The sequence below is a fragment of the Streptomyces sp. NPDC091412 genome (assembly GCF_044756885.1).
Lineage (GTDB): Bacteria > Actinomycetota > Actinomycetes > Streptomycetales > Streptomycetaceae > Streptomyces.
This window is the reverse complement of sequence record NZ_JBIVTV010000005.1, coordinates 168906-189125: the sequence shown is the minus strand read 5'-3', so window position 1 is coordinate 189125 and position 20220 is coordinate 168906. Positions and strand designations below refer to the sequence as shown.

The window sequence follows — 20220 nt, the reverse complement described above, 5'->3', positions numbered from 1 at the left end:
CGGCACGGAGTATGAGCAATGACGCATCCAGGCGCGCCCTCGCCCCAGCCCTCGACTTTCCTCGACCAGGGGCGACACCGGTCCCGGCCACGATCGACACTCGTCGTCACCGCGCACGCCGGGGACTTCGTGTGGCGGGCGGGCGGAGCGATCGCCCTGGCCGCCGCGCGCGGTGAGAAGGTCACCATCGCGTGCCTGACCTTCGGCGAGCGCGGCGAGTCGGCCAAGGCCTGGCGCGAGGGGAGGAACCTGGAGGAGATCAAGGAGATACGGCGCGCGGAGGCCGAGCAGGCCGCCGCCGCGCTCGGCGCCGGCATCCACTTCTTCGACGCCGGCGACTACCCCCTCGTTCCCACGCCCGAGTTGACCGACCGGCTCGTCGCTGTTCACCGTGAGACCCAGCCCGACGTGGTCCTCACCCACCCGGTGGAGGACCCGTACAACGGTGACCATCCGGCCGCCAACCGCATGGCGCTGGAGGCCCGTGTACTCGCGCAGGCCATCGGCTACCCCGGCCCCGGCGAGATCATCGGCGCCCCGCCCGTCTTCTACTTCGAGCCGCACCAGCCGGAGATGAGCGGCTTCAGGCCCGAAGTGCTGCTGGACATCACCGAGGTGTGGGAGACCAAACGCGAGGCGATGGAATGCCTGGGCGCCCAGCGGCACCTGTGGGACTACTACACCGACCTCGCCGTCCGCCGCGGCGTGCAGCTCAAGCGCAACGCCGGCCCCAACCTCGGCCTTCCGCACAAGACCATGGCCGAGGCCTACATGCGCCCCTACCCGCAGGTCACGAAGGAGCTGGCATGAGCGGCGTGATCGTCACCAACCCCCCGAAGGCCGACGCCGAGGACGTACGGGCGCTCGCCGGGTACGGTGTGGCCACCGTCCACGAGGCCATGGGCCGTACCGGTCTGCTGCCGGGGCGCCTGCGCCCGGTCCAGGACGGCGTACGGGTGGCCGGCACCGCCGTGACCGTGCTGTCCTGGCCCGGCGACAATCTCATGATCCACGCCGCCGTCGAGCAGTGCGGCGAGGGCGACATCCTGGTCGTCGCCACCACCTCGCCCTCCACCGACGGCATGTTCGGCGAACTGTTCGCGACCGCGCTGAGGCGGCGCGGGGTGCGCGGCCTGGTCATCGACGCGGGGGTCAGGGACGTCGCCGAGCTGCGCGGGATGGGCTTCCCCGCCTGGGCCGCCGCCGTATCCGCGCAGGGCACCGTGAAGGCGACCGGCGGCTCGGTCAACGTACCCGTGGCGATCGGCGGTGAGGTGGTCCGGCCCGGCGACGTGATCCTCGCCGACGACGACGGCGTGGTGGTCGTGGCGCGTGAGAAGGCCCGGCGTACGGTCGCGGCGTCCGAGGCGAGGGAGGCCAAGGAGGCCGCCTCTCGGGCCGCCTTCCTGGACGGTCAACTCGGCTTGGACCGCTATGGGTTGCGCGACACCCTCGCGCAACTGGGCGTGACCTGGCAGGCGTACGACGACCATGTGCGGGACGGAGCCGGGGAGTGACCGGAGCCGAGGGGGTCCGCTGCGCGCTCCTGCGCGGCGGCACCTCCAAGGGCGCGTACTTCCTGGCCGAGGACCTGCCCACCGACCCCGCCGCCCGCGACGACCTGCTGCTGCGGATCATGGGGAGTCCCGACCCGCGCCAGATCGACGGTCTCGGCGGCGGCCATCCGCTCACCAGCAAGGTCGCCGTGGTCTCCGCCTCCGCCGACCCCGCGGCGGACGTGGACTACCTCTTCCTCCAAGTAGCCGTCGACCGAGCAGAGGTGACGGACCGCCAGAATTGCGGCAACATCCTCGCCGGAGTCGGGCCGTTCGCCGTCGAGCGCGGACTCGTGCCTCCCGGGGACGGCGAGACCTCGGTACGGATCCGGATGCGCAACACTGGGGAGTCGGCGGTCGCGACCTTCCCCACCCCCGGCGGGCGCGTCGACCACACCGGCGGCGCCGCGATCTCCGGGGTGCCCGGCATCGCCGCTCCGGTGATGATCGAGTTCCCGGCCGCCGGCCGCCCGCTGCTGCCCACCGGCCGGGTCCGGGACACGATCGCCGGTACGGACGTGACGTGCGTGGACAACGGCATGCCGACCGTGCTGATCCCCGCCACCGCGCTGAAGGTCACCGGCTACGAGGATCCGGCGGAACTGGAGGAGGACCGGCAACTGGCCGACCGGCTGCGGGAGATCCGGCTGGCAGCCGGCCCGCTCATGGGCCTCGGCGACGTCGAGTCCGCGACCGTGCCCAAACTGAGCCTGCTGGCGCCGCCCCGGAACGGCGGTGCCGTGACGACCCGGACCTTCATCCCGGTGCGCTGCCACACCTCCATCGGCGTCCTCGGCGCCGCGAGCGTGGCGGCGGGACTCGCCCTCCCCGGCAGCGTGGCCGAGGGCATCGCACGGCCGCCCGCCGAGGGTCACCGTATGCGCATCGAACACCCCACCGGATTCCTGGAGGTCGACACCGACGTCGTACCCGGCGCCGGTGACGCCCCTCCCGTCGCCCGCCGCACCGCCGTGGTGCGCACCGCGCGCAAGATCTTCGACGGCACCGTCTTCCCCCGGCCGGCCGGTGTCCTTCCCGCCGCCCCCACCCCCGCCCCCGTACGAACCCCTGGAGACAACGATGGCTCCGCCCCTTCGTGACATCGCCCATATCGGCCACGCCCAGCTGTTCACCCCGGACCTGGACGCCAGCGTCGCCTTCTTCACCGACTACCTCGGGCTCACTGTCAACGAGCGGCACGGCGACACCGTCTACCTGCGCACCTTCGACGACTACGAGCACCACAGCCTGGTGCTCACCGCCCGCGACCAGCCCGGTCTCGGCCGGCTCGCCCTGCGGACGTCCAGCGAGGAAGCCCTCCAGCGCCGGGTGAAGGCGATCGAGGAGACGGGCCGCCCCGGCCGCTGGACCGAGGACGAACCCGGACTCGGCAGGCTGTACGTCACCACCGACCCCGACGGGCACGAGCACGCGCTCTACTGGGAGAGCGAGCACCATCGGGCCCCCGGCGAGCTGAAGCCCGCGCTGAAGAACCAGCCCCAGGCCAAGCCCAACCGGGGCGTCGGCGTGCGCCGTCTGGACCACGTCAACTTCCTCGCCGCCGACGTGCTCGCCAACGCCGAGTTCCAGCAGCGGGTGCTGGGCGCCCGGCCCACCGAGCAGATACGGCTGGACTCCGGCAGGATCGCGGCCCGTTGGCTGACCTTCACCGACAAGTCGTACGACGTCGTCTACACCGAGGACTGGACGGGTTCCAGCGGCCGGCTGCACCACATCGCCTTCGCCACCGACACCCGTGAGGACATCCTGCGCGCCGCCGATCTCGCCATCGACAGCCGAGTGTTCATCGAGACCGGTCCGCACAAGCACGCCATCCAGCAGACGTTCTTCCTCTACGTCTACGAACCGGGCGGCAACCGCGTCGAGTTGTGCAACCCGCTCACCCGGCTGGTGCTGGCGCCGGACTGGCCGCTGGTCACCTGGACCGAGGCCGACCGGGCCAAGGGGCAGGCCTGGGGCCTGCGGACCATCGAGTCCTTCCACACCCACGGAACACCCCCCGTCGGCTGAGACGGAAGGGACGAGCGAGGGCCGCACACGGTGGTGTGCGGCCCTCCTTCGGTTCCGACGCCACAGCCCGCGGACCACGCGACCTGATTGTTGCTGAGATTGTTGACAAAAACGTTGACTCTTTTTTCGGGGCTCCTTAGCGTCTAGCGCACCCACGTACGAGAGGTAGCAACGATGTCCTCCTCCACCGCTCTGTCCGGGCGCGGCAGCAGACTGGCCGCGCTGGTCGTCGGCCTGTGCTGGCTGGCCGTGCTCTTCGACGGCCTCGACATGTTCATCTACGGCTCGGTGCTGCCGCACATGCTGGAGCAGAAGGCCCTCGGGATCACCCCCGGCCAGGCCGGCGACCTCGGCAGCTACGCCACCTTCGGCATGCTCGTCGGCGCGCTGACCTCGGGCACGGTCGCCGACCGGATCGGCCGCAAGAAGCTCATGGTCGCCTGTGTCGCGCTCTTCTCCCTGGCCTCCGGCCTGTGCGCGGTCTCCGGCAGCGTCACGGTGTTCGGTCTCGGCCGGACCATCGCGGGCGTCGGCCTCGGCGGTCTGCTGCCCACCGCGATCAGCATGGTCACGGACTACGCCCGGGGCGGCCGCGGAGCCCTCACCGTCGGCGCCCTGATGACCGCCCACCACGCCGGCGGCCTCCTCTCCGCCTACGTGGCCAAGTGGCTCGTGGAGCCCGTCGGCTGGCGCGCCGCGTTCTGGGTCTGCGTGGCCCCGCTGCTGTTCGTGCCGGTGCTCGCCAAGGCCATGCCGGAGTCGCTGAGCTTCCTCGTCGCCAAGGGCCGCGCCGACGAGGCTCGTGAACTGGCCGCCCGCTACGCGGTGGAGCTGCCCGCGGCGCCCGCCCGCAAGGAGGGCGCCGACCGCTTGGCCGCCCTGGCCGGCCTCTTCCGCGGCGGCGAGTGGATCCAGACCCTGCTGTACTGGCTGGCCTCCTTCGGCGGTCTGCTCCTCGTCTACGGCGTCGCCACCTGGCTGCCCACCCTGATGCGCGGCGAGGGCTACAACCTGGGCTCCGCGCTCACCTTCGTGGTCCTGTTCAACCTCGGCGGCATCGTGGGCATGCTCGTCGCCGGCCGCGCCTCCGACCGCTTCGGCGCCCCGCGCATCTCGGCGATCTGGTTCGCGCTGACCGCCGCCGGGGTCTTCCTGCTCAGCGTCCACATGCCGCCGGCGCTGACGTTCACGGTGGTGTTCCTCACCGGTGTGTTCCTCAACAGCGCGCAGACCATGATCTACGCCACGGTCTCCATCCGCTCCAACGCCGGAAACCGCGCCACCGCCGTCGGCTGGACCTCCGGCATGGGCCGCTTCGGCGCCGTCTTCGGCCCCTGGCTCGGCGGCCAGTTGCTGGCCGCCGACCACGGCGACTGGGGTTTCACGGCCTTCGCGCTGGCCGGCGTCTCCTCCATGGTCTTCATCGGCATCGCGGCCCTGCGGAGCCGGAAGGACCCCGCGCAGAGCAGCCCCCGCCAGGACCTCCTGGCCGCGAGCTGACACTCCCGCCCTTTCCGTGGGCGTCACGGGTGGTCCGGCGCGTCGGGGTCCAGGCCTGTGCAGGCCAGCTTCCCCTCGACCTCGGCGCAGGCCTCCACACCCCGCGGGGAGGAGACGCTGATCATGGGGCTCGTGTCGCCGCTGGCGTCGGCGGCGGCGTAGGTGGCCGACAGAGCGTTCCCGCCCACCCGTACGGAGATCTCCCGGGCGACCGCGCCCCGTACCCGCACCTGGGACCAGGCGGTACGGCAGGAGGGCGAGTACCGCAGCCACACGGTGTACGTCGCGCCCGCCACGGCGCTCTGGGTGCGCGCGTCCCCGGCGCAGGACGAGGCATCGGGCAACTCGCCCTGACAGGAGGCGCTGTGACAGCGTGTCGACGCCATCACCACCCGGGCGCCCGGTGGCCTGCCGGGGGAGGGCGTGAGGAGGCCCGCGGCCACCGCGGTGGCCGCGGCGGGCAGGGCGAGGGCCGTCAGCAGCGGCAGGCGTCTCAGCCGCGCCCTGAACGGGTTCGCCGGCTCGGACGCGCACTCGGCCTCGGGGCGGGGGACGGGCTCGGCTCCGGACTTGTGTCCGGGATCCGGTCCGGGATCGGAATCAGGCCCGGGATCGGAATCAGGCCCGGGATCGGGCTCGGCGGCCACGGAAGGGGACTCGCCGACGGCGTCCCACAGGGCCAGCGCCGGGACCGGATCGGCGCCCGCGAGCCGGGCGAGCGCCTCCACGGCCGACCGGGGCGGGTGCTTGGCCCCGGTCAGATAGCGGTGCCAGGCGGACTTGCTGTACGGAGTGCGCGCGGCCAGGGCCGCCAGGCTCAGACCCGTACGGTCCCGCAGCTCGCGCAGGGCTGTCGTCAACTGCCCGGTTGATGCTGCCGTTCCTTGGGGTTGCCGCATGCTGCTGCTCCCGACTCCACTCCCGCTTTGGGCGTTTCGCCCCGGTTGTCGGGATGGTTTCCCGGGCTGAGGGCACCGACACACCTCGAACGGACGGCCCGTCCGGGAGCGCGCTGCTCCTGGACGGGCCCGGCCGGTCACCGCGTACGGGCGTGACGGCGCGTCAGCACCACGGCAAGGTGCTCCGTACCCGTACGTAGTGCGCGGAGACGTAACCCCGTGCGTGCGCGAGGCGGTACCACTGCCGGGTGCCGCCCACCCATGACCCGTGCGTCCGGCACTTCAGCGCCACCAGACGGTGTGAGTGCCGGACGCCGACCACCCGGTACCGGGTGCTGGGGCCGGAGCGGACGTTCAGTGCCCGGCGGTGCGTGACCACGCGTCCGAGGGAGTGGATCGAACGGTGGTGCGTCGCCCAGCGGTTGACGTGACGCGCCGGCTGGGCGGGCTCGGGCAGCATCGGGGGAAGCAGGTGCGGTGCGACCGCCGACACGGCCGGGCGTGAGCCGGGGTGGGCCGGGGCGGCGTCGGCCGCCGTGGGCACGAGCGCGAGCGTCGCGACCGCGGCCAGCACGCCGCTGGTGAGGGTCCGTCGGATCATGGAAACCTCCGGGCTGTCGTTCCTGCGATCACGCGTCGTGATCGCATGCCGCCCAGCGTTTCCGCGCCACGCCTCCGGGATGCCGTCCCCGCGTCCCCGGGGACGTCCCAGCCGTCCCCGGGGACGGGGCCCGGGGCGTGACCGGTCGGGAAAACGGCTCCGCGTACACGTCGCCGTACTGCGTTCCAAGGTCGCAGCAAATTACTTGAGTAAGGCAATGATATGGTAAAGTTGCCGGTATGGTCACTCCATCGTTGCCCACCGGACCCGTCTCGCCCGAAGTGGCCGAGATCGAGCGCGCCCTGATGCGCATCACCTACCTGGGGACACGGGCCCGGCAGCACGAGAGGCTGATGAGTCTGGCCGGGGTGCCGCTGGACCGGGCGGCGGTCGCCCTGCTGCGCCAGATCGCCGACTGCGAGCCGCAGCGGCCGGGGGGGCTGGCCAACCGTCTGGGCGTGGAGGCCTCCCACGTCACGCGCACGGTGCAGCAGTTGGAGCGCTCCGGCCATGTGATCCGGATTCCCGACCCCGACGACCGTCGTGCCCAGCGCATCCGGCTCACCGACCTCGGTAAGGACGCCATCTCCCGCATCCGTGAGGTCGGGGCCCGCGGCATGCAGCTCGCCCTGGCCGACTGGTCCCCGGAGGACCTGCGCCGCCTCGCGGCGCTCTTCCATCGCATGGTCGACGACTTCCTCGTCTACGCCAAGGATGTCGAGGGTGAACACGAGGCCGCAGAGGCGGCCCGGCGCACGCGCTGAGGGTCTGCTGGGCTCCGGGGCCGCGCCGGGTGGCATATCAGTGGTGACTTATATAAGTGGTGGGTGATACGTTGGCGGCCATGCACGCGTTCGACGTCCTCGGCGACCCCGTCCGGCGGCGGATACTGGAACTGCTCGCCGACGGCGAGAAGACCTCCGGCGCCGTCTGCGACGCCGTCACGGCGGAGTTCGGGATCTCGCAGCCCGCGGTGTCGCAGCATCTGAAGGTGCTGCGGGAGAACGGCTTCGCGACCGTCCGCCCCGAGGGCGCCCGGCGGCTGTACGCGGTGAACTCCGCACCGCTCAGGGACGTCGACGCCTGGCTCGACCGGTTCCGCGGCTTCTGGGCCCAGCCCCTGGACGCGCTGGCCACCGAGCTGGCCCGCGGCAGGCGCGAACGCCGGCTGCGCGGTGCCGACGACCCCCCGAGGAGCACCCCATGATCGACGTGACCCATCAGATCAACGCCGTGGACCGCCAGGTCGGCCGCCGCGTCTTCAAGGCGGCCGAGGCCCGTGTGGTCACCGTGAGCCAGTCCTACGACGCCCCCCTCGACGACGTCTGGGACGCCTGCACCAACCCCGAGCGCATCCCGCGCTGGTTCCTCCCCGTCACCGGCGAACTCCGCCTGGGCGGCCACTACCAGCTCGAAGGCAACGCCGGCGGCACGATCGAACGCTGCGACCCGCCCAAGGGCTTCGCCGCGACCTGGGAGTACGGCGGCGAGACCAGTTGGATCGAGCTGCGCCTGACCCCGCGGGACGGCGGCGGCACGCGCTTCGAGCTGGACCACCTCTTCCACGTCGACGACACCAAGTGGGGCGAGTTCGGCCCCGGCGCGGTCGGGGTCGGCTGGGACATGATGCTCATCGGTCTGACCCTCCACCTGTCGAGCGGCGCTCCGGTCGACTCCCGCGAGGCCATGGCCTGGATGGGCTCCGAGGAGGGCCGCCGATTCGTCGCCGCGAGCAGCGAGGGGTGGTACGCGGCCAACGTCGCGAGCGGCGAGGACCCGGCACGCGCACGCGAGGCCGCCGACCGCACCACCGCCGCCTACACGGGCGTGGAGGGATAGCCGGAAATCGGTCGCACCCGCCCGCGTAAGGTAAGGTTCACCTGCGCGTTCGGGCGGATCCCCGCACGAACGCACCGGGACGTGGCGCAGCTTGGTAGCGCACTTGACTGGGGGTCAAGGGGTCGCAGGTTCAAATCCTGTCGTCCCGACTTTGCGAAGTCGCCGGTCAGGGGCCTTTTCAGACGAAACCTGAGAAGGCCCCTCGATCGTTCCTGGGGACCATGTGGCGAGCAGCGCACGTGACGGGGCCGGGCCCACACGGCCTGTTGGGGACCATCACCCGGGGCGCTCTTCGATTCGCCCTCGCCCATGAGCGGTGGCCACGCGGCCGGGGCGCGACCGACCGGCCCGTCCCCACCGTAACGCTTCCGTCCGGAACCGACTGGCCCTACGCTCTCCCCGCAGTTCCGGCACCCGGCAGTGAGGAGAACGCGATGGCCGAACGTCCGCCTCCCGACTCGCTCCAGAACTACGGCTACCGGCAAGAACTCCACCGCTCCCTGACCTTCCGCGACCTGCTGGTCTACGGGCTGGTCTTCATGGTGCCCATCGCGCCCTTCGGGATCTTCGGCAGCGTCTTCCAGGGCTCCGGCGGCATGGTCGCCCTGACCTATGCGATCGGCATGGTGGCGATGATGTTCACCGCGCTGTCGTACGCGCAGATGGCCCGGGCGTTCCCCATGTCCGGCTCGGTCTACGCGTACGCCGGACGGGGCATCGCGGCTCCCGTCGGGTTCCTCTCCGGCTGGATGATCCTCCTCGACTACGTGCTGGTGCCCGGACTGCTGTACCTGATCGCCGGGATCGCCATGAACTCGCTGGTCCCGGCCGTCCCGGTGTGGCTCTGGCTGCTGGGCTTCGTGGTGCTCAACACCGCGGTCAACTACGCGGGCATCCGGATGACCGCGCGGGTCAACAAGGTGATGCTGCTGGCCGAACTCGTCGTGCTGGCGGTCTTCGTGGTGATCGGCGTGATCGCGCTCGCCCGGGGCAAGGGCCGCGGTTTCGACTTCACCGCGGTCTACAACGGCGGGACCTTCTCCTGGGGGCTGGTCTTCGGCGCCGTCTCCATCGCCGTGCTGAGCTTCCTCGGGTTCGACGGCATCTCGATGCTGGCCGAGGAGAACAAGGAATCCGCCCGCGCCATCGGTCGTTCGATGGTGGCGGCGCTGCTGCTGGCCGGCGCCCTGTTCATCGTCCAGACCTGGCTGGCCGCCCTGCTGGTGCCCGACCCGGACAAGCTCATCGACCGGGGCGACCCCGACGGCACCGCCTTCTACGACGCGGCCCGCGTGGCCTCCGGCGAGTGGCTGGCCACCCTGACCGCCGCGGCCACCGCCGTGGCCTGGGGCTTCGCCAACTCGCTGGTGGCCCAGGCCGCCACCTCCCGACTGCTCTACGCGATGGCACGGGACCGGCAACTGCCCTCTTTCCTGGCCAGGGTTCACCCACGGCACCGGGTTCCGGTCAACGCGACCCTGCTCACGGCCGCCGTCTCGCTGGTGCTGGGCCTCTACATGAACTCCCGCGACGACGGCGTGACTCTGCTGAGCACCCTGATCAACTTCGGTGCGCTGACGACCTTCCTGGTCCTGCACGTGTCCGTGGTCGTCCACTACCTGATCCGCCGGCGCAGCCGTGACTACTGGCGGCATCTGATCGCGCCCGCCATCGGCTTCGCCATCCTGGCCTACGTCGTGTTCAACGCCGACATCGCCGCGCAGCGACTGGGGTTCGTCTGGCTGGGCGTCGGTGCGGCGGTACTGGCCGGGCTGCTGCTGACCGGCCGCCGACCGCGCCTGGCCGTCATGGAGACCACGGACGAGCCGGCGGCGACACCGCCGCGCGACGGATAGGCGCCGCTCGCCCACGCGGCATCCCGTACACCCCGCAGGATAGGAGTCGCATTGAACACGCTCGCCCAGGTGATCAGCATCCCCACGGACCCGGACCGGTACGCCTACTCCTTCGGCGGCGGGTCGCCCGTCGTGACGGTGCCGCCCGGCAGCATCGTGGAGCTGACCACCGAGGACTGCTTCGGCGGCCGGGTACGCGCAACGGCCGACCTGCCCAGCCAGGTGTGCACCTTCCCCTACCTGAACCCGGTCACCGGTCCCATCGCCGTCGCCGGCGCCGAACCCGGCGACGCGCTGGCGGTGCACTTCGTGGACATCTCCCCGGCCCGTGACTGGGGCGTGTCCAGCACCTTCCCGCACTTCGGCGCGCTGACCGCCACCCATACCACCGCCATGCTGCATCCGGCGCTGGAGGAGCGGGTCTGGCTCTACGCCATCGACGCCAAGGCCGGCACCTGCCGGTTCGAGGCCCGCCGCAGCGACTTCGCGGTGGACCTGCCGCTGGATCCGATGCACGGCACGGTCGGCGTCGCCCCCGCCGCGGGCGAACGGCTGATGTCCATCTCACCGGGTGTGCACGGCGGCAACATGGACACACCCGAGCTGCGCGCCGGGACCACCGTGTACTTCGGGGTCAACGTCGAGGGCGCGATGCTCGCCATCGGGGACGGCCACGCCCGGCAGGGTGAGGGCGAGGTGTGCGGGACCGCTGTGGAGACCGCCATGAACACGGTCGTGGCCGTGGATCTCGTCAAGGGCGGCGCGCCCGCGGTGCCGCGGCTGGAGAACGACGACTTCCTGCTGAGCACGGGCCACGCGCGCCCCCTGGAGGACGCCTTCCGGATCAGCCAGCACGATCTGGTGCAGTGGACGGCGGATCTGCTGGGGCTCGACCAGCTGGACGCCTACCAGCTGGTCAGCCAGGCCGGGCTGGCACCGGCGGCGAACGTCTGCGACACCCAGTACACGATGGTCGCCAAGCTGCCCAAGCGGATCCTCGGCGGCGCCCGCGCCTACACCGGGGTCCACGACCGGTTGCGGGCGCTGGGCGCGGAATACCTGCGGCAGCGCTGAGCCGCCCCGGCCAGGGGCCGTCTACTGCGGCCGCACCGGATGCTTGCTCATGATCGAGATCCGGTTGAACGCGTTGATGGTGACCGCCGCCCAGATCACGGCGGAGATCTGGTCGTCGGTGAGCACCTCGCGGGCCGTGTCGTACGCGGCCTCCTGAAGCGCCGCGTCACCGGGGTCGGTGGTCGCCTCCGCGAGCGCGAGCGCCGCGCGCTCGTCGGGGGTGAACAGCTCGGTGTCCCGCCAGGCCGCCAGCACCCCGATCCGCTGTGTGGTCTCGCCCGCCCGCACGGCCGCCCTGGTGTGTACGTTGAGGCAGTAGGCGCAGCCGTTGATCTGCGACACGCGCAGGTTGACCAGTTCCACGAGCGTCCGGTCGAGCCCCGCCTCGGCGGCGACCGTACGGACCGCTTCCGCGGTCTGGACGAGCGCGCGGTAGGCGGTGGGGCTCTGCTTGTCGATGAAGATCCGCCGGTCCGCGGCCTCCGTCGTGTGGGTGCTCAACCTGGGACTCCTCCGGGGCCTGTGCGGCTCCCTTGTCGTGTGGTGTGTCGTGTCGTGTGCACCTGCCGGTGTCGCCGACCTATTATCGCGGCATGATAGTTGAATGTAAAACGATTCTTGGGAGAGGCGGTCCACGGTGAGCAACGCCGAGACGAAACCCATGGAAGTGCGGTGCGGCGGGCCGGCGGACGGCGAGCGGCCGACCGAGGCGGCCCGGGTCGACGTCCTGACCGCGCGGGACGTGCCCCTCGGCGGCCCCCGGGCGATGACCGTGCGGCGGACCCTGCCGCAGCGCACCCGGACCCTGATCGGCGCCTGGTGCTTCGCCGATCACTACGGCCCCGACGACGTCTCGGTGACGGGCGGCATGGACGTCGCCCCGCATCCGCACACCGGGCTCCAGACGGTGAGCTGGCTGTTCAGCGGGGAGATCGAGCACCGGGACAGCCTGGGCAGCCACGCCTACGTACGGCCCGGCGAGCTGAACCTCATGACCGGCGGGTACGGCATCTGCCACTCGGAGGTCTCCACCCCACGGACCACCGTCCTGCACGGAGTCCAGCTGTGGGTGGCGCTGCCGGGGGAGCACCGCGACGCCGCACGGGACTTCCAGCACTACGTACCCGAGCCCGCGCGGATCGACGGGGCCGAGATCAGGGTCTTCCTGGGCTCCCTGGCCGGCCACGCCTCCCCGGTGCGGACCTTCACGCCCCTGCTCGGCGCCGAGATCGTCCTCCAGCCGCGCGCCGCCCTCACGCTCGCCGTGGACCCCGGCTTCGAGCACGGCCTCCTGGTCGACCAGGGAGAGGTACGCCTGGCCGGCACCCTGGTGGCTCCCGCGGAGATGGGCTACGCCCATCCGGGCGTCGACGCGCTGACGCTGACGAACGAGTCGGACGACATCGCACGGACGGTCCTGCTCGGCGGAACCCCGTTCGAGGAGGAGATCGTCATGTGGTGGAACTTCATCGGGCGCAGCCACGAGGACATCGCCAAGGCCCGTGACGCATGGCAGAACTCCTCCGATCGCTTCGGCGCGGTCGAGGGGTACCCGGGAGACCGGCTTCCCGCCCCCGCACTGCCGAACGCCGTCATCACGCCGCGCAGGAATCCACCGCGCCACTGATCCGTTCGACGTGTCACCGACCCCATCCGAGAGGCATCCGATGAGCCAGCCCTCCACCGCTGCGACCGTCCAGCGGGCGGACGCGAAGCACCGCTACGAAATCCTGGTCGACGGCAAGCGCGCCGGACTGACCGCCTACCGCGACCGCGGTGAACAGCGCGTCTTCTACCACACCGAGGTCGACGACGCCTTCGCCGGACAGGGCCTCGCCTCCCAGCTGGTCCAGGAGGCGCTCACCGACGTACGCGAGTCCGGAAAGCGGATCGTGCCCGTCTGTCCGTACGTGGCCAAGTTCCTGAAGAGGCACGAGGAGTTCGCCGACATCACCGACCCCGTGACCCCCGACGTCCTGCAGTGGCTGGACACCCAACTGGGCTGACCGCTCGCACGCTTAGAACCGGCCGACGCGGAAGCGGGAAAAAGAGGAGCCGGGCCCGGGGCGACCGCCCCGAGCCCGGCTCCTCTTGCTGTCCGGCTACAGACTCCGTACCCGGATGTTGCGGAACTCGATCAGATCGGTGTTGCTGTGGTTCTGCAGCCCGATGTACCCGCTGAGGAACTGACGCAGGTCCGTGGGCGGGTCACCCGCACGGGACGACGACTTGCCGGGCGTGTTGTCGAACTCGTTGATCACCACGCCGTTGCGGATGATCGTGTAGTGCTGTCCGACCGCACGCACCTCGTAGTCGTTCCACTGGCCCTTCGGGGTCACCCCCGCCTTGTCCAGGCCAAGCGACTTGAAGTTGTAGACGGAACCGGTCTTCTGGGCTTCGCCCGTGGCCCCGTCGTAGATCTGGATCTCCTGGCCGCAGTAGATCGCGACCCACTCGGGGGCGGTACGGGCCGAGCCCACCGTCCCGCAACTGCCGGCCGGGCGCTCCGCCAGCGGTGTGCGCGGGTCCGGGAACCGGATGAAGACGCCGCTGTTGGCGTTGGCGTTGTCCGGAGCCACGTCCCGGAACTGGAGCCTGACCGAGAAGTCCTTCAACTCCTGCTTGGCGTACCACAGCATGCCCATGCCGCCGGAGCTGCGCATGGTGCCGTCCGGCTGGACCGAGAACGAGCCCGCGCCCGCCTGCCGCCAGTCGGCCAGACTCGCCGCGGTCCCGTCGAAGATGGACTTGTATCCGGCGACCTTGCCGATCTCGGACTTCGCCGCCGCCTTGCTGATCGCCGACGACTCGCGGTTGTCGAGGACGTTTTCCTTGCGGAGGTCGTTGACCACGGCGTTGACGTGGCTGACGAACTCGCCGTGGTTCGACCAGGAGGCCTCGTCGTCGATCAGGTCGTTGACGGTGCAGCCGCCACCGGCCTTGTGGTTGGTCACGCCCGTGTCGGTGTCCAGCAGCTGGACGGTCGGCCGGGCGTCGGGAGCCGGACAGCCGGCCTTGGCGTCGAGCGTCGCGGTGGCCTTCTCGCCGTTGGCGTAGGTGACCGTCAGCTTCGCGTGGTACGTGCCGTAGTCGGCGTACGTGTGCGTCGGGTTGGCCTCGTGCGAGGGCTTGCTGCCGTCGCCGAAGTCCCACTCCCAGGCCACACCGCCGGTCTTGGCGCTGGAGAACGCCACCGCCTTCGGCTTGCTCTGGGTGATGACCCGCGCCCCCGCGTCCTGCGGCTTCGGGGTGGCCGGGCCGCCCTGGTAGGTGATGCGGATGAGCTTCTGGTTGTTGTGCAGGCTGAAGAAGCCGCCCGCGTAGTCGAGCATGTACAGGGCGCCGTCGGGACCGAACTTGGCGTCCATCCAGCTCTGCAGCTGGGTGGCGCCGCCGCCGGGCGCGATGATGCTGCGCAGGTCCTCACCGAAGGCCGGCGCGCCCTGGTCCTTGATGTGGTCGGGGTCGAGGGTCACCGCGACCCGGTTGTTGGCGTTGGACTCGTCTCCGATGAACCACTTGTCCTCCCAGTACGCCGGCCAGGCGACACCGCTCTTGGTGTCCACCTGGGAACGGTGGTAGGTCGGACCGGACATGACGGCCTGGCCGCCGCCCTTGAGGTACGGCTGGGTGTAGGTGGCCTCGCTGTCGACGTAGCTGGGGACGCCGCTGCCGTCGGAGCGCTCGGGGAAGACCGGTCCGCCGCCCTGGGGCGAGTACCAGATCATGTTGTCGCGGGCCGGCGGGATGTCCACCAGACCGGTGTTGCGGGGCGACTCGTTCTTGAGGTGGTCGCAGTCGTACCAGCCGGTGAGGACCTTGGCGTCGGTGTTGCTGCGGTCACGGTACGGCTGCCGGTTGCCCATGCAGTACGGCCAGCCCTGGTTGCCCGCGGAGGTGATGACCGTGGCCGTCTCGTACTTGGCCGGGCCCAGCTCCGGGTTGGAGGCTCCCGCGTCCGGACCGACCCAGCCGGCGTTCAGCCAGTTGTGCACCGGGTCGATGGAGAGCCGCGCGATGTTGCGGACACCCATCACGTAGATCTCCGGGCGGGTCTTGGCCGTGCCCGGCGCGAAGAGGTTGCCCTTGGGGATGGTGTAGGTGCCGTCGGACTCGGGGTGGATACGGATGATCTTGCCGTTGAGGTCGTTGGTGTTGCCGGAGGTGCGGCGTGCGTCCTGGAAGGAGACGCCCTTGTAGTCCTGGGTCCAGTTGTTCCCGGAGTAGCCGTCGGAGCCGCCGGAGGAGTTGTTGTCCCCGGAGCCGATGTAGAGGTTGCCGTCCTTGTCGAAGGACATGCCGCCACCGGCGTGGCAGCAGCTGTGGATCTGCGTGTCCCAGTGCAGCAGGTCCTTACGGGTGCCCTGGTCGATGGACTCGGACGCGAAGTCGTAGGTCAGCCGGGAGACCGTCCGCTGGCCGATCCGCTTGTCGCGGTCGATCGACTCGTGCGGCATCCAGTAGATGTAGATCCACCCGTTCTTGTCGAACTTCGGGTCGAGGGTGATGCCGACGAGGCCCTCTTCGTTCTTGACCAGTTCGTCGCCGCTGCCCCGGTTGCCCATCACGTCGAGCGTGGTGAGCAGCTTGACCTTCTTGGTCTTGGGGTCCCACTGGTGGATGGTGCCGCAGCCCAGACCGACCTTGGGGTCGTTCCAGTCGACGATCGGGCCGGACGGGCAGGCGGCCTTGCCGATGTAGAAGGCCTTGCCGTCGGGGGCCATGGTGAGACCGTGCGGCTCACCGATCTGGTCGAGCTGCCCCGCCTGGTTCTGGGCGGTCAGGCGCTCGGTCTTGTAGTTGGAAGCGATGGTCGCCTGGCAGTCGCCGCGGACCATGCCGGTGGTCCACTGGATGGCGCCGAGGAGGTGGCTCTGGAACTTGGTGTCGGTGGTGTAGCTCTCCTCGGTGCGGCCCATGCCGGTGTAGAAGGACCGGCCGCCGTCGTAGTCACGGCACCACGAGATCGGGTGGAACGCGCCGTTGGCGCCGGCGCCCGGCTTGTACTTCCACTCCTCGACCTGGGCGATGGTGTGGACCTTGCCGATCGGGTTCGGATCCCAGTTGATCCACTGGTCGGAGCGGGTCCAGTTCAGCGGCAGGCCCTCGTTGGCCGGGTGCTGACGGTCCGTCACGTCAACCACGGCCTGCTGGACCTTGGAGGCCTGCGGGGGCGTCGGGTTGGCGTTGAACAGCCGCAGCTCGGCCAACTGGGTCAGCGGCTCACCGCTGTTCGCGGTGATCTCCAGCCGGTAGTGCTGGTAGGCCGTGCTGTTGGAGAACTGGAACTGCCGGGTCTGGAACCGCGACGGGAAGGTCTCGCCGCTCCGGGTGTCCAGGGTCGTCCAGTTCTGGCCGTCCTGCGAACCCTGGAGCTTCCAGTCCTTCGGGTCCCGACCCTGGTAGTCGTTGGCGGAGGTCAGAGCGTAGTTGACCACCGCGACCGGCTTGTCCAGCTTCATGGTGACCCAGGCGGTCGGCGTACGGGCCAGCCACTTGGTGTCGTCCTTGCCGTCGAACAGCTTGTCCTTGGTCTCGCTCGGCGGGTTGTCCGAGTTGACCGCGCTCTCGACGACCTTCTCGGCGTCGGGCAGGCCCAGGGCGGGCCGGGTGCCGATCAGCCCGGTGAACCAGGAGGAGTCGGACTGCGCCCGGGCGGCGTCGTGGACGCCGACGAATCCGCCGCCGTTCTTGATGTACGACTGGAACGCGGATTCCTGCTCGGCGTTGAGGGTCACGCCGTCGGCCGACAGGAACACCACCCCTCGGTACTTGGCGAGGCTCGCGGTGGTGAACACACCGGCGTCATCGGACTCGACGACCTTGAACCCGTTCTTCTCGCCGAGGGTCTCGATCGCCGCCGCGGCCTTCTTCACGGGGTCGTCCTGCTTGGCGGCCGGTCCGTGGAAGACCAGGACGTTCACCTGGCTCTCGGCGCCGGCGCCCTGGGTGGTCTCAGCCGGCGGCTGCGCGTTCGCCTCCACGGCCGGCAGCGTGGCAAGTCCCACGGTCAGCGCGGCGCTGGACAGCAGGACGACCGCACGGCGCCAGGACCACGCGTGACCAGAGGCCCGCGCGGGACGCGACGGCGGCGCTCCGCTTCGTCGTGAGAGGGCGAACCGGTCTCTCTTGCCCATGCTTGCTCCTTGACTCGATCCGACAACGGAAGAGCGATCAGGGGATGGAGCGAGGGCTGCCGCGGACGCCTCACCCGGCGTGCGCCGGGTGAGACGGATTTCGGCGGGCGGTCACGATGCCCGGGAAGGACGGGTGCCGGAGGGACGAGGACAGGTTCGCCTCAGGTCCTTGCGGGTGAGGACCGGCCGGCGGCAGTCGTACACGCCCGTCGGACCGTCAGGTGGTACGACGGGCGTGGCTTGGGGGGCGGAGCCCGGATCGAGGGCGCCGCCGCTGCCTTCTAGTGGTGGTGCATGCCGTCGGCGACCGAGCCGTCGGTCTCGGCCATGTGGTGGGGCATGCCGCCGGGGACCGAGCCGTCGGCCTCGGTCACGAGGAACACACCGGCCATGCCCATGTCCGAGTGGCTCTGGACGTGGCAGTGGTACATCCAGGCACCCGCGCCGACCCGGTCACCCGCGATCACCTGGAACCCGAAGGAGTCCGCGGGGCCGACCGTCTTGGTGTCGATGACCCGGCTCACGTCCTGCGGACCCTGGAGGATACCGGTGCGGTTGTCCACCCAGCGGTGGCCGTGGATGTGCCAGGTGTGGAAGAAGTCGCCGTGTGTGATCACGATGAACTCCACCCGCTCACCGCGGACGGCCTTGAAGGTGGGCGCGTCGTGGGCGCCCCGGTTGTTGATCGTCATGTCGTTGAACACGACCGTGAACTGCTTGTCGGGCAGCACGTCGCCCTTGCGGCGCACGATCACGGGACCGTAGAGGCCCTTCTTGATGCCGCCTGTACCGTGCTCGGTTCCCACGTTGTGATCGTGGTAGTGCCAGTAGCCGGCGCTGCCGGCCTCCCACGTCCCGCCCTGGTTCGACGGGGCGTGGGTGCGCCAGACGTAGGTCCGCCGACCGCCCGGCTCGACGACGCTGTCGTTCATCTTGGTGCCGTCGCTGGCGACGTCGTAGTCCATGCCGTGCACGTGCAGACTCGCGGCGACGTCCAGGTTGTTGACGACCTCGATGTTCATCGTGTCGCCCTCGGTCAGCTCGATGAGCGGGCCGGGGATCGTCGCCTCGCCCGGCTTCAGGCCGTAGCCCATGTCCCCGTTCGGCAGCCTCTCCATGTACAGGGTCAGGTTGCGGACGGTGCCCTTGCCGTTTCCTTGTCCGTTCCCCGTCGGCTTGTCCTTCGGGTCGGCGGTGGCGGCGGTGGCGCCGAGCACCGTGGGTACGACCGCCGTGGCGGCCGCCCCCGCGGCGAAGGCTCGCCGGGAGAAGAGGCGTCTCGTACCTGCGCCTGACTCGGTCATCGCTCTCCAATCCTCAAAACGCGTGCGGGCCCGAAGGCGTCGCGTGGTGGTGATGTGAGCCGCCGCCGACGGCAGCCGTCCCGTCAGGGCGGTGGGCGGTGGTGCGCGGGGCGTTCAGGCCCGTGGGGCAGGCGGGCGGTCGTCGGATCGGACTCCGGTGGCAGCCGTCCGGCCTGGCTCGATGGGCCGGATACGGCGGGAATCGGGACGGCTGGGCGAACGGGATTCGCCTCGGGACCGCCTCACCGTAGCGGGCGCCCCTCCAGTTTTTCCAGACTCAGGTCAAAGTTGGTTGGATTGTGGCCATAGACCTTGGCGAGTAGTCAAAAGCCCGGTAGCTTCCCAACGTTGCCGCACTTTGAGAGAGGTTGGGTCCGGGAGACCACCCCCTCGACGCGCTCATCCCGGCGGCTGGACATCCACTAGACGGGATCGCGAGTCCCTGCGCGGTGCCGCACAAGCGAATTCGCGAAAGGTGCAGCGGTGTTCAGAAGACTGCTCCATGCCAAGACGGATCCGCCCCTCTCAAGATCAGCGCCACGCAACCGATTCCGCGCACATCCGGTGCTGGTGGCGCTGGTGGCCGTCGCCCTCGCGGCCTTCTCGCTGGCCGTGCCTGCCGCGTACGCGGCGGCGAGCCGCGGGTCCGAGAAGGCGGCGAACCAGGTGCTCACCTGGACGGCCGGCGACGACTACACGAAGTACACGTCGGCCCCCACCACCGCGGTGGCCGGCCCGACGACGATCGTGTTCGAGAACAGCGCGGCGACCGGCAACACCACCGGAATGCCGCACACGTTGACCTTCGACGTCTCGAACTCCGACTACAACAAGGACGTCAGCCTCAACCTCCAGGCGAGCCCCTTCGACTCCAACGGCGGCAAGTACACGGCCGAAGTCGTCCTCACGCCCGGTGTCTACCGCTACTTCTGCGCGATGCCGGGCCACCAGCTGATGACCGGTGTACTCGTCGTCACCCCGGCACAGGGCGGCGACACCACCGCGCCGGAGACGTCGGCGACGGTGTCGGGGACGAAGGATGCTTCCGGTAACTACGTGGGCAGTGCGACGGTGACGGTGTCCGCCTCGGATGCCGAGTCGGGTGTGGCGAGTGTGGAGTATTCGCTGGACGGTGGTGCGTTCGCGGCTTATTCGAAGCCGGTTGAGGTGAGTCAGGTCGGTGCGCATACGTTGTCGTATCGGGCGTCGGACAAGGCGGGGAACACGTCGGCTGTGAAGTCGGTGGAGTTCACCGTGGTGGCGGCTGTTCCGGAGGACAAGACGCCGCCGGAGACGTCGGCGACCGTGTCCGGGACGAAGGATGCTTCCGGTAACTACGTCGGCAGTGCGACCGTGACGGTGTCCGCGTCCGATGCCGAGTCGGGTGTGGCGAAGGTCGAGTATTCGCTGGACGGTGCGGCCT

Annotated in this window: 16 protein-coding genes, 1 tRNA gene and 4 pseudogenes; 14 read left to right on the top strand and 7 right to left on the bottom strand. The window is 70.2% G+C overall.

From position 1 onward, the window contains the following. Positions 1–18 precede the first annotated feature (18 nt). The 5 genes from ACIQMV_RS15585 (at position 19) to ACIQMV_RS15565 (ending at position 5087) form a co-directional block, all read left to right on the top strand. Positions 19–810 (top strand): PIG-L deacetylase family protein, encoded by a 792-nt coding sequence (locus ACIQMV_RS15585; RefSeq protein ID WP_402593132.1) that lies wholly within the window; start codon positions 19–21, stop codon positions 808–810. After that, complete coding sequence (locus tag ACIQMV_RS15580; RefSeq protein ID WP_402593130.1) at positions 807–1517, top strand: 4-carboxy-4-hydroxy-2-oxoadipate aldolase/oxaloacetate decarboxylase; 711 nt, start codon at positions 807–809, stop codon at positions 1515–1517. Before ACIQMV_RS15585 ends, ACIQMV_RS15580 begins: the two co-directional genes overlap by 4 nt. After that, complete coding sequence (locus tag ACIQMV_RS15575) at positions 1514–2656, top strand: 4-oxalomesaconate tautomerase (RefSeq protein ID WP_402593129.1); 1143 nt, start codon at positions 1514–1516, stop codon at positions 2654–2656. The genes ACIQMV_RS15580 and ACIQMV_RS15575 overlap by 4 nt, the downstream gene beginning before the upstream one ends. Next, entirely contained in the window at positions 2637–3587 is a 951-nt protein-coding gene (locus ACIQMV_RS15570; protein ID WP_402593127.1) for a catechol 2,3-dioxygenase, read from the top strand. Before ACIQMV_RS15575 ends, ACIQMV_RS15570 begins: the two co-directional genes overlap by 20 nt. A 174-nt stretch (positions 3588–3761) precedes the next feature. Continuing rightward, the gene (locus ACIQMV_RS15565) at positions 3762–5087 is read left to right on the top strand and encodes an MFS transporter (protein WP_402593125.1); all 1326 of its coding nucleotides are present in this window, start codon (positions 3762–3764) and stop codon (positions 5085–5087) included. A gap of 23 nt (positions 5088–5110) precedes the next feature. Here the strand turns inward: ACIQMV_RS15565 and ACIQMV_RS15560 are convergent, their stop codons facing one another. Beyond that, positions 5111–5986, bottom strand: a complete 876-nt coding sequence (locus tag ACIQMV_RS15560; RefSeq protein WP_402593124.1) for a DUF2690 domain-containing protein — start codon at positions 5984–5986, stop codon at positions 5111–5113. A gap of 163 nt (positions 5987–6149) precedes the next feature. Beyond that, positions 6150–6587 carry an SH3 domain-containing protein gene (locus ACIQMV_RS15555; protein ID WP_402593122.1) on the bottom strand — a complete coding sequence of 146 codons (438 nt, stop codon included), beginning with the start codon at positions 6585–6587 and terminating at the stop codon, positions 6150–6152. A gap of 239 nt (positions 6588–6826) precedes the next feature. On the opposite strand from ACIQMV_RS15555, the gene ACIQMV_RS15550 reads away from it, so the two are divergent. The 6 genes from ACIQMV_RS15550 (at position 6827) to ACIQMV_RS15525 (ending at position 11356) form a co-directional block, all read left to right on the top strand. Then, positions 6827–7351, top strand: coding sequence for a MarR family winged helix-turn-helix transcriptional regulator (locus ACIQMV_RS15550; RefSeq protein ID WP_402593121.1), 525 nt, complete (start codon positions 6827–6829; stop codon positions 7349–7351). A gap of 80 nt (positions 7352–7431) precedes the next feature. Beyond that, on the top strand, positions 7432–7794 hold the full coding sequence (locus ACIQMV_RS15545) for a helix-turn-helix transcriptional regulator (RefSeq protein ID WP_141356066.1): 363 nt from the start codon (positions 7432–7434) through the stop codon (positions 7792–7794). Continuing rightward, positions 7791–8426, top strand: coding sequence for an SRPBCC family protein (locus ACIQMV_RS15540; protein ID WP_402593119.1), 636 nt, complete (start codon positions 7791–7793; stop codon positions 8424–8426). The genes ACIQMV_RS15545 and ACIQMV_RS15540 overlap by 4 nt, the downstream gene beginning before the upstream one ends. A 75-nt stretch (positions 8427–8501) precedes the next feature. Continuing rightward, positions 8502–8575: transfer RNA gene (locus ACIQMV_RS15535), tRNA-Pro, on the top strand. Positions 8576–8860: 285 nt separating this feature from the next. Further along, the gene (locus ACIQMV_RS15530) at positions 8861–10282 is read left to right on the top strand and encodes an APC family permease (RefSeq protein WP_402593117.1); all 1422 of its coding nucleotides are present in this window, start codon (positions 8861–8863) and stop codon (positions 10280–10282) included. 51 nt (positions 10283–10333) lie between these two features. Next, a complete protein-coding gene (locus ACIQMV_RS15525; RefSeq protein WP_141356060.1) occupies positions 10334–11356 on the top strand; it encodes an acetamidase/formamidase family protein in 1023 nt (340 codons plus the stop codon). Positions 11357–11377: 21 nt separating this feature from the next. On the opposite strand, the gene ACIQMV_RS15520 is transcribed toward ACIQMV_RS15525, so the two are convergent. Beyond that, positions 11378–11857, bottom strand: a complete 480-nt coding sequence (locus ACIQMV_RS15520; RefSeq protein WP_402593115.1) for a carboxymuconolactone decarboxylase family protein — start codon at positions 11855–11857, stop codon at positions 11378–11380. Between the two features lie 136 nt (positions 11858–11993). Here ACIQMV_RS15520 and ACIQMV_RS15515 point away from each other — a divergent pair, with 136 nt between their 5' ends. Both ACIQMV_RS15515 and ACIQMV_RS15510 read left to right on the top strand, forming a co-directional pair. Next, on the top strand, positions 11994–12983 hold the full coding sequence (locus ACIQMV_RS15515; RefSeq protein ID WP_402593113.1) for a pirin family protein: 990 nt from the start codon (positions 11994–11996) through the stop codon (positions 12981–12983). Positions 12984–13023: 40 nt separating this feature from the next. Then, positions 13024–13362, top strand: coding sequence for a GNAT family N-acetyltransferase (locus ACIQMV_RS15510; protein ID WP_402593111.1), 339 nt, complete (start codon positions 13024–13026; stop codon positions 13360–13362). Positions 13363–13458: 96 nt separating this feature from the next. Here the strand turns inward: ACIQMV_RS15510 and ACIQMV_RS15505 are convergent. The 4 genes and pseudogenes from ACIQMV_RS15505 to ACIQMV_RS15490 all read right to left on the bottom strand — a co-directional run. Further along, positions 13459–14592: pseudogene (locus ACIQMV_RS15505) on the bottom strand (family 16 glycoside hydrolase); the annotation flags it as partial. 9 nt (positions 14593–14601) lie between these two features. After that, a pseudogene (locus tag ACIQMV_RS15500) lies at positions 14602–16551 on the bottom strand (ThuA domain-containing protein); the annotation flags it as partial. 6 nt (positions 16552–16557) lie between these two features. Next, positions 16558–17493 (bottom strand): annotated as a pseudogene (locus ACIQMV_RS15495) (ThuA domain-containing protein); the annotation flags it as partial. Positions 17494–17774: 281 nt separating this feature from the next. Continuing rightward, on the bottom strand, positions 17775–18797 hold the full coding sequence (locus ACIQMV_RS15490) for a multicopper oxidase domain-containing protein (RefSeq protein ID WP_402593109.1): 1023 nt from the start codon (positions 18795–18797) through the stop codon (positions 17775–17777). Between the two features lie 606 nt (positions 18798–19403). On the opposite strand from ACIQMV_RS15490, the pseudogene ACIQMV_RS15485 reads away from it, so the two are divergent. Then, positions 19404–20220: pseudogene (locus ACIQMV_RS15485) on the top strand (OmpL47-type beta-barrel domain-containing protein); the annotation flags it as partial.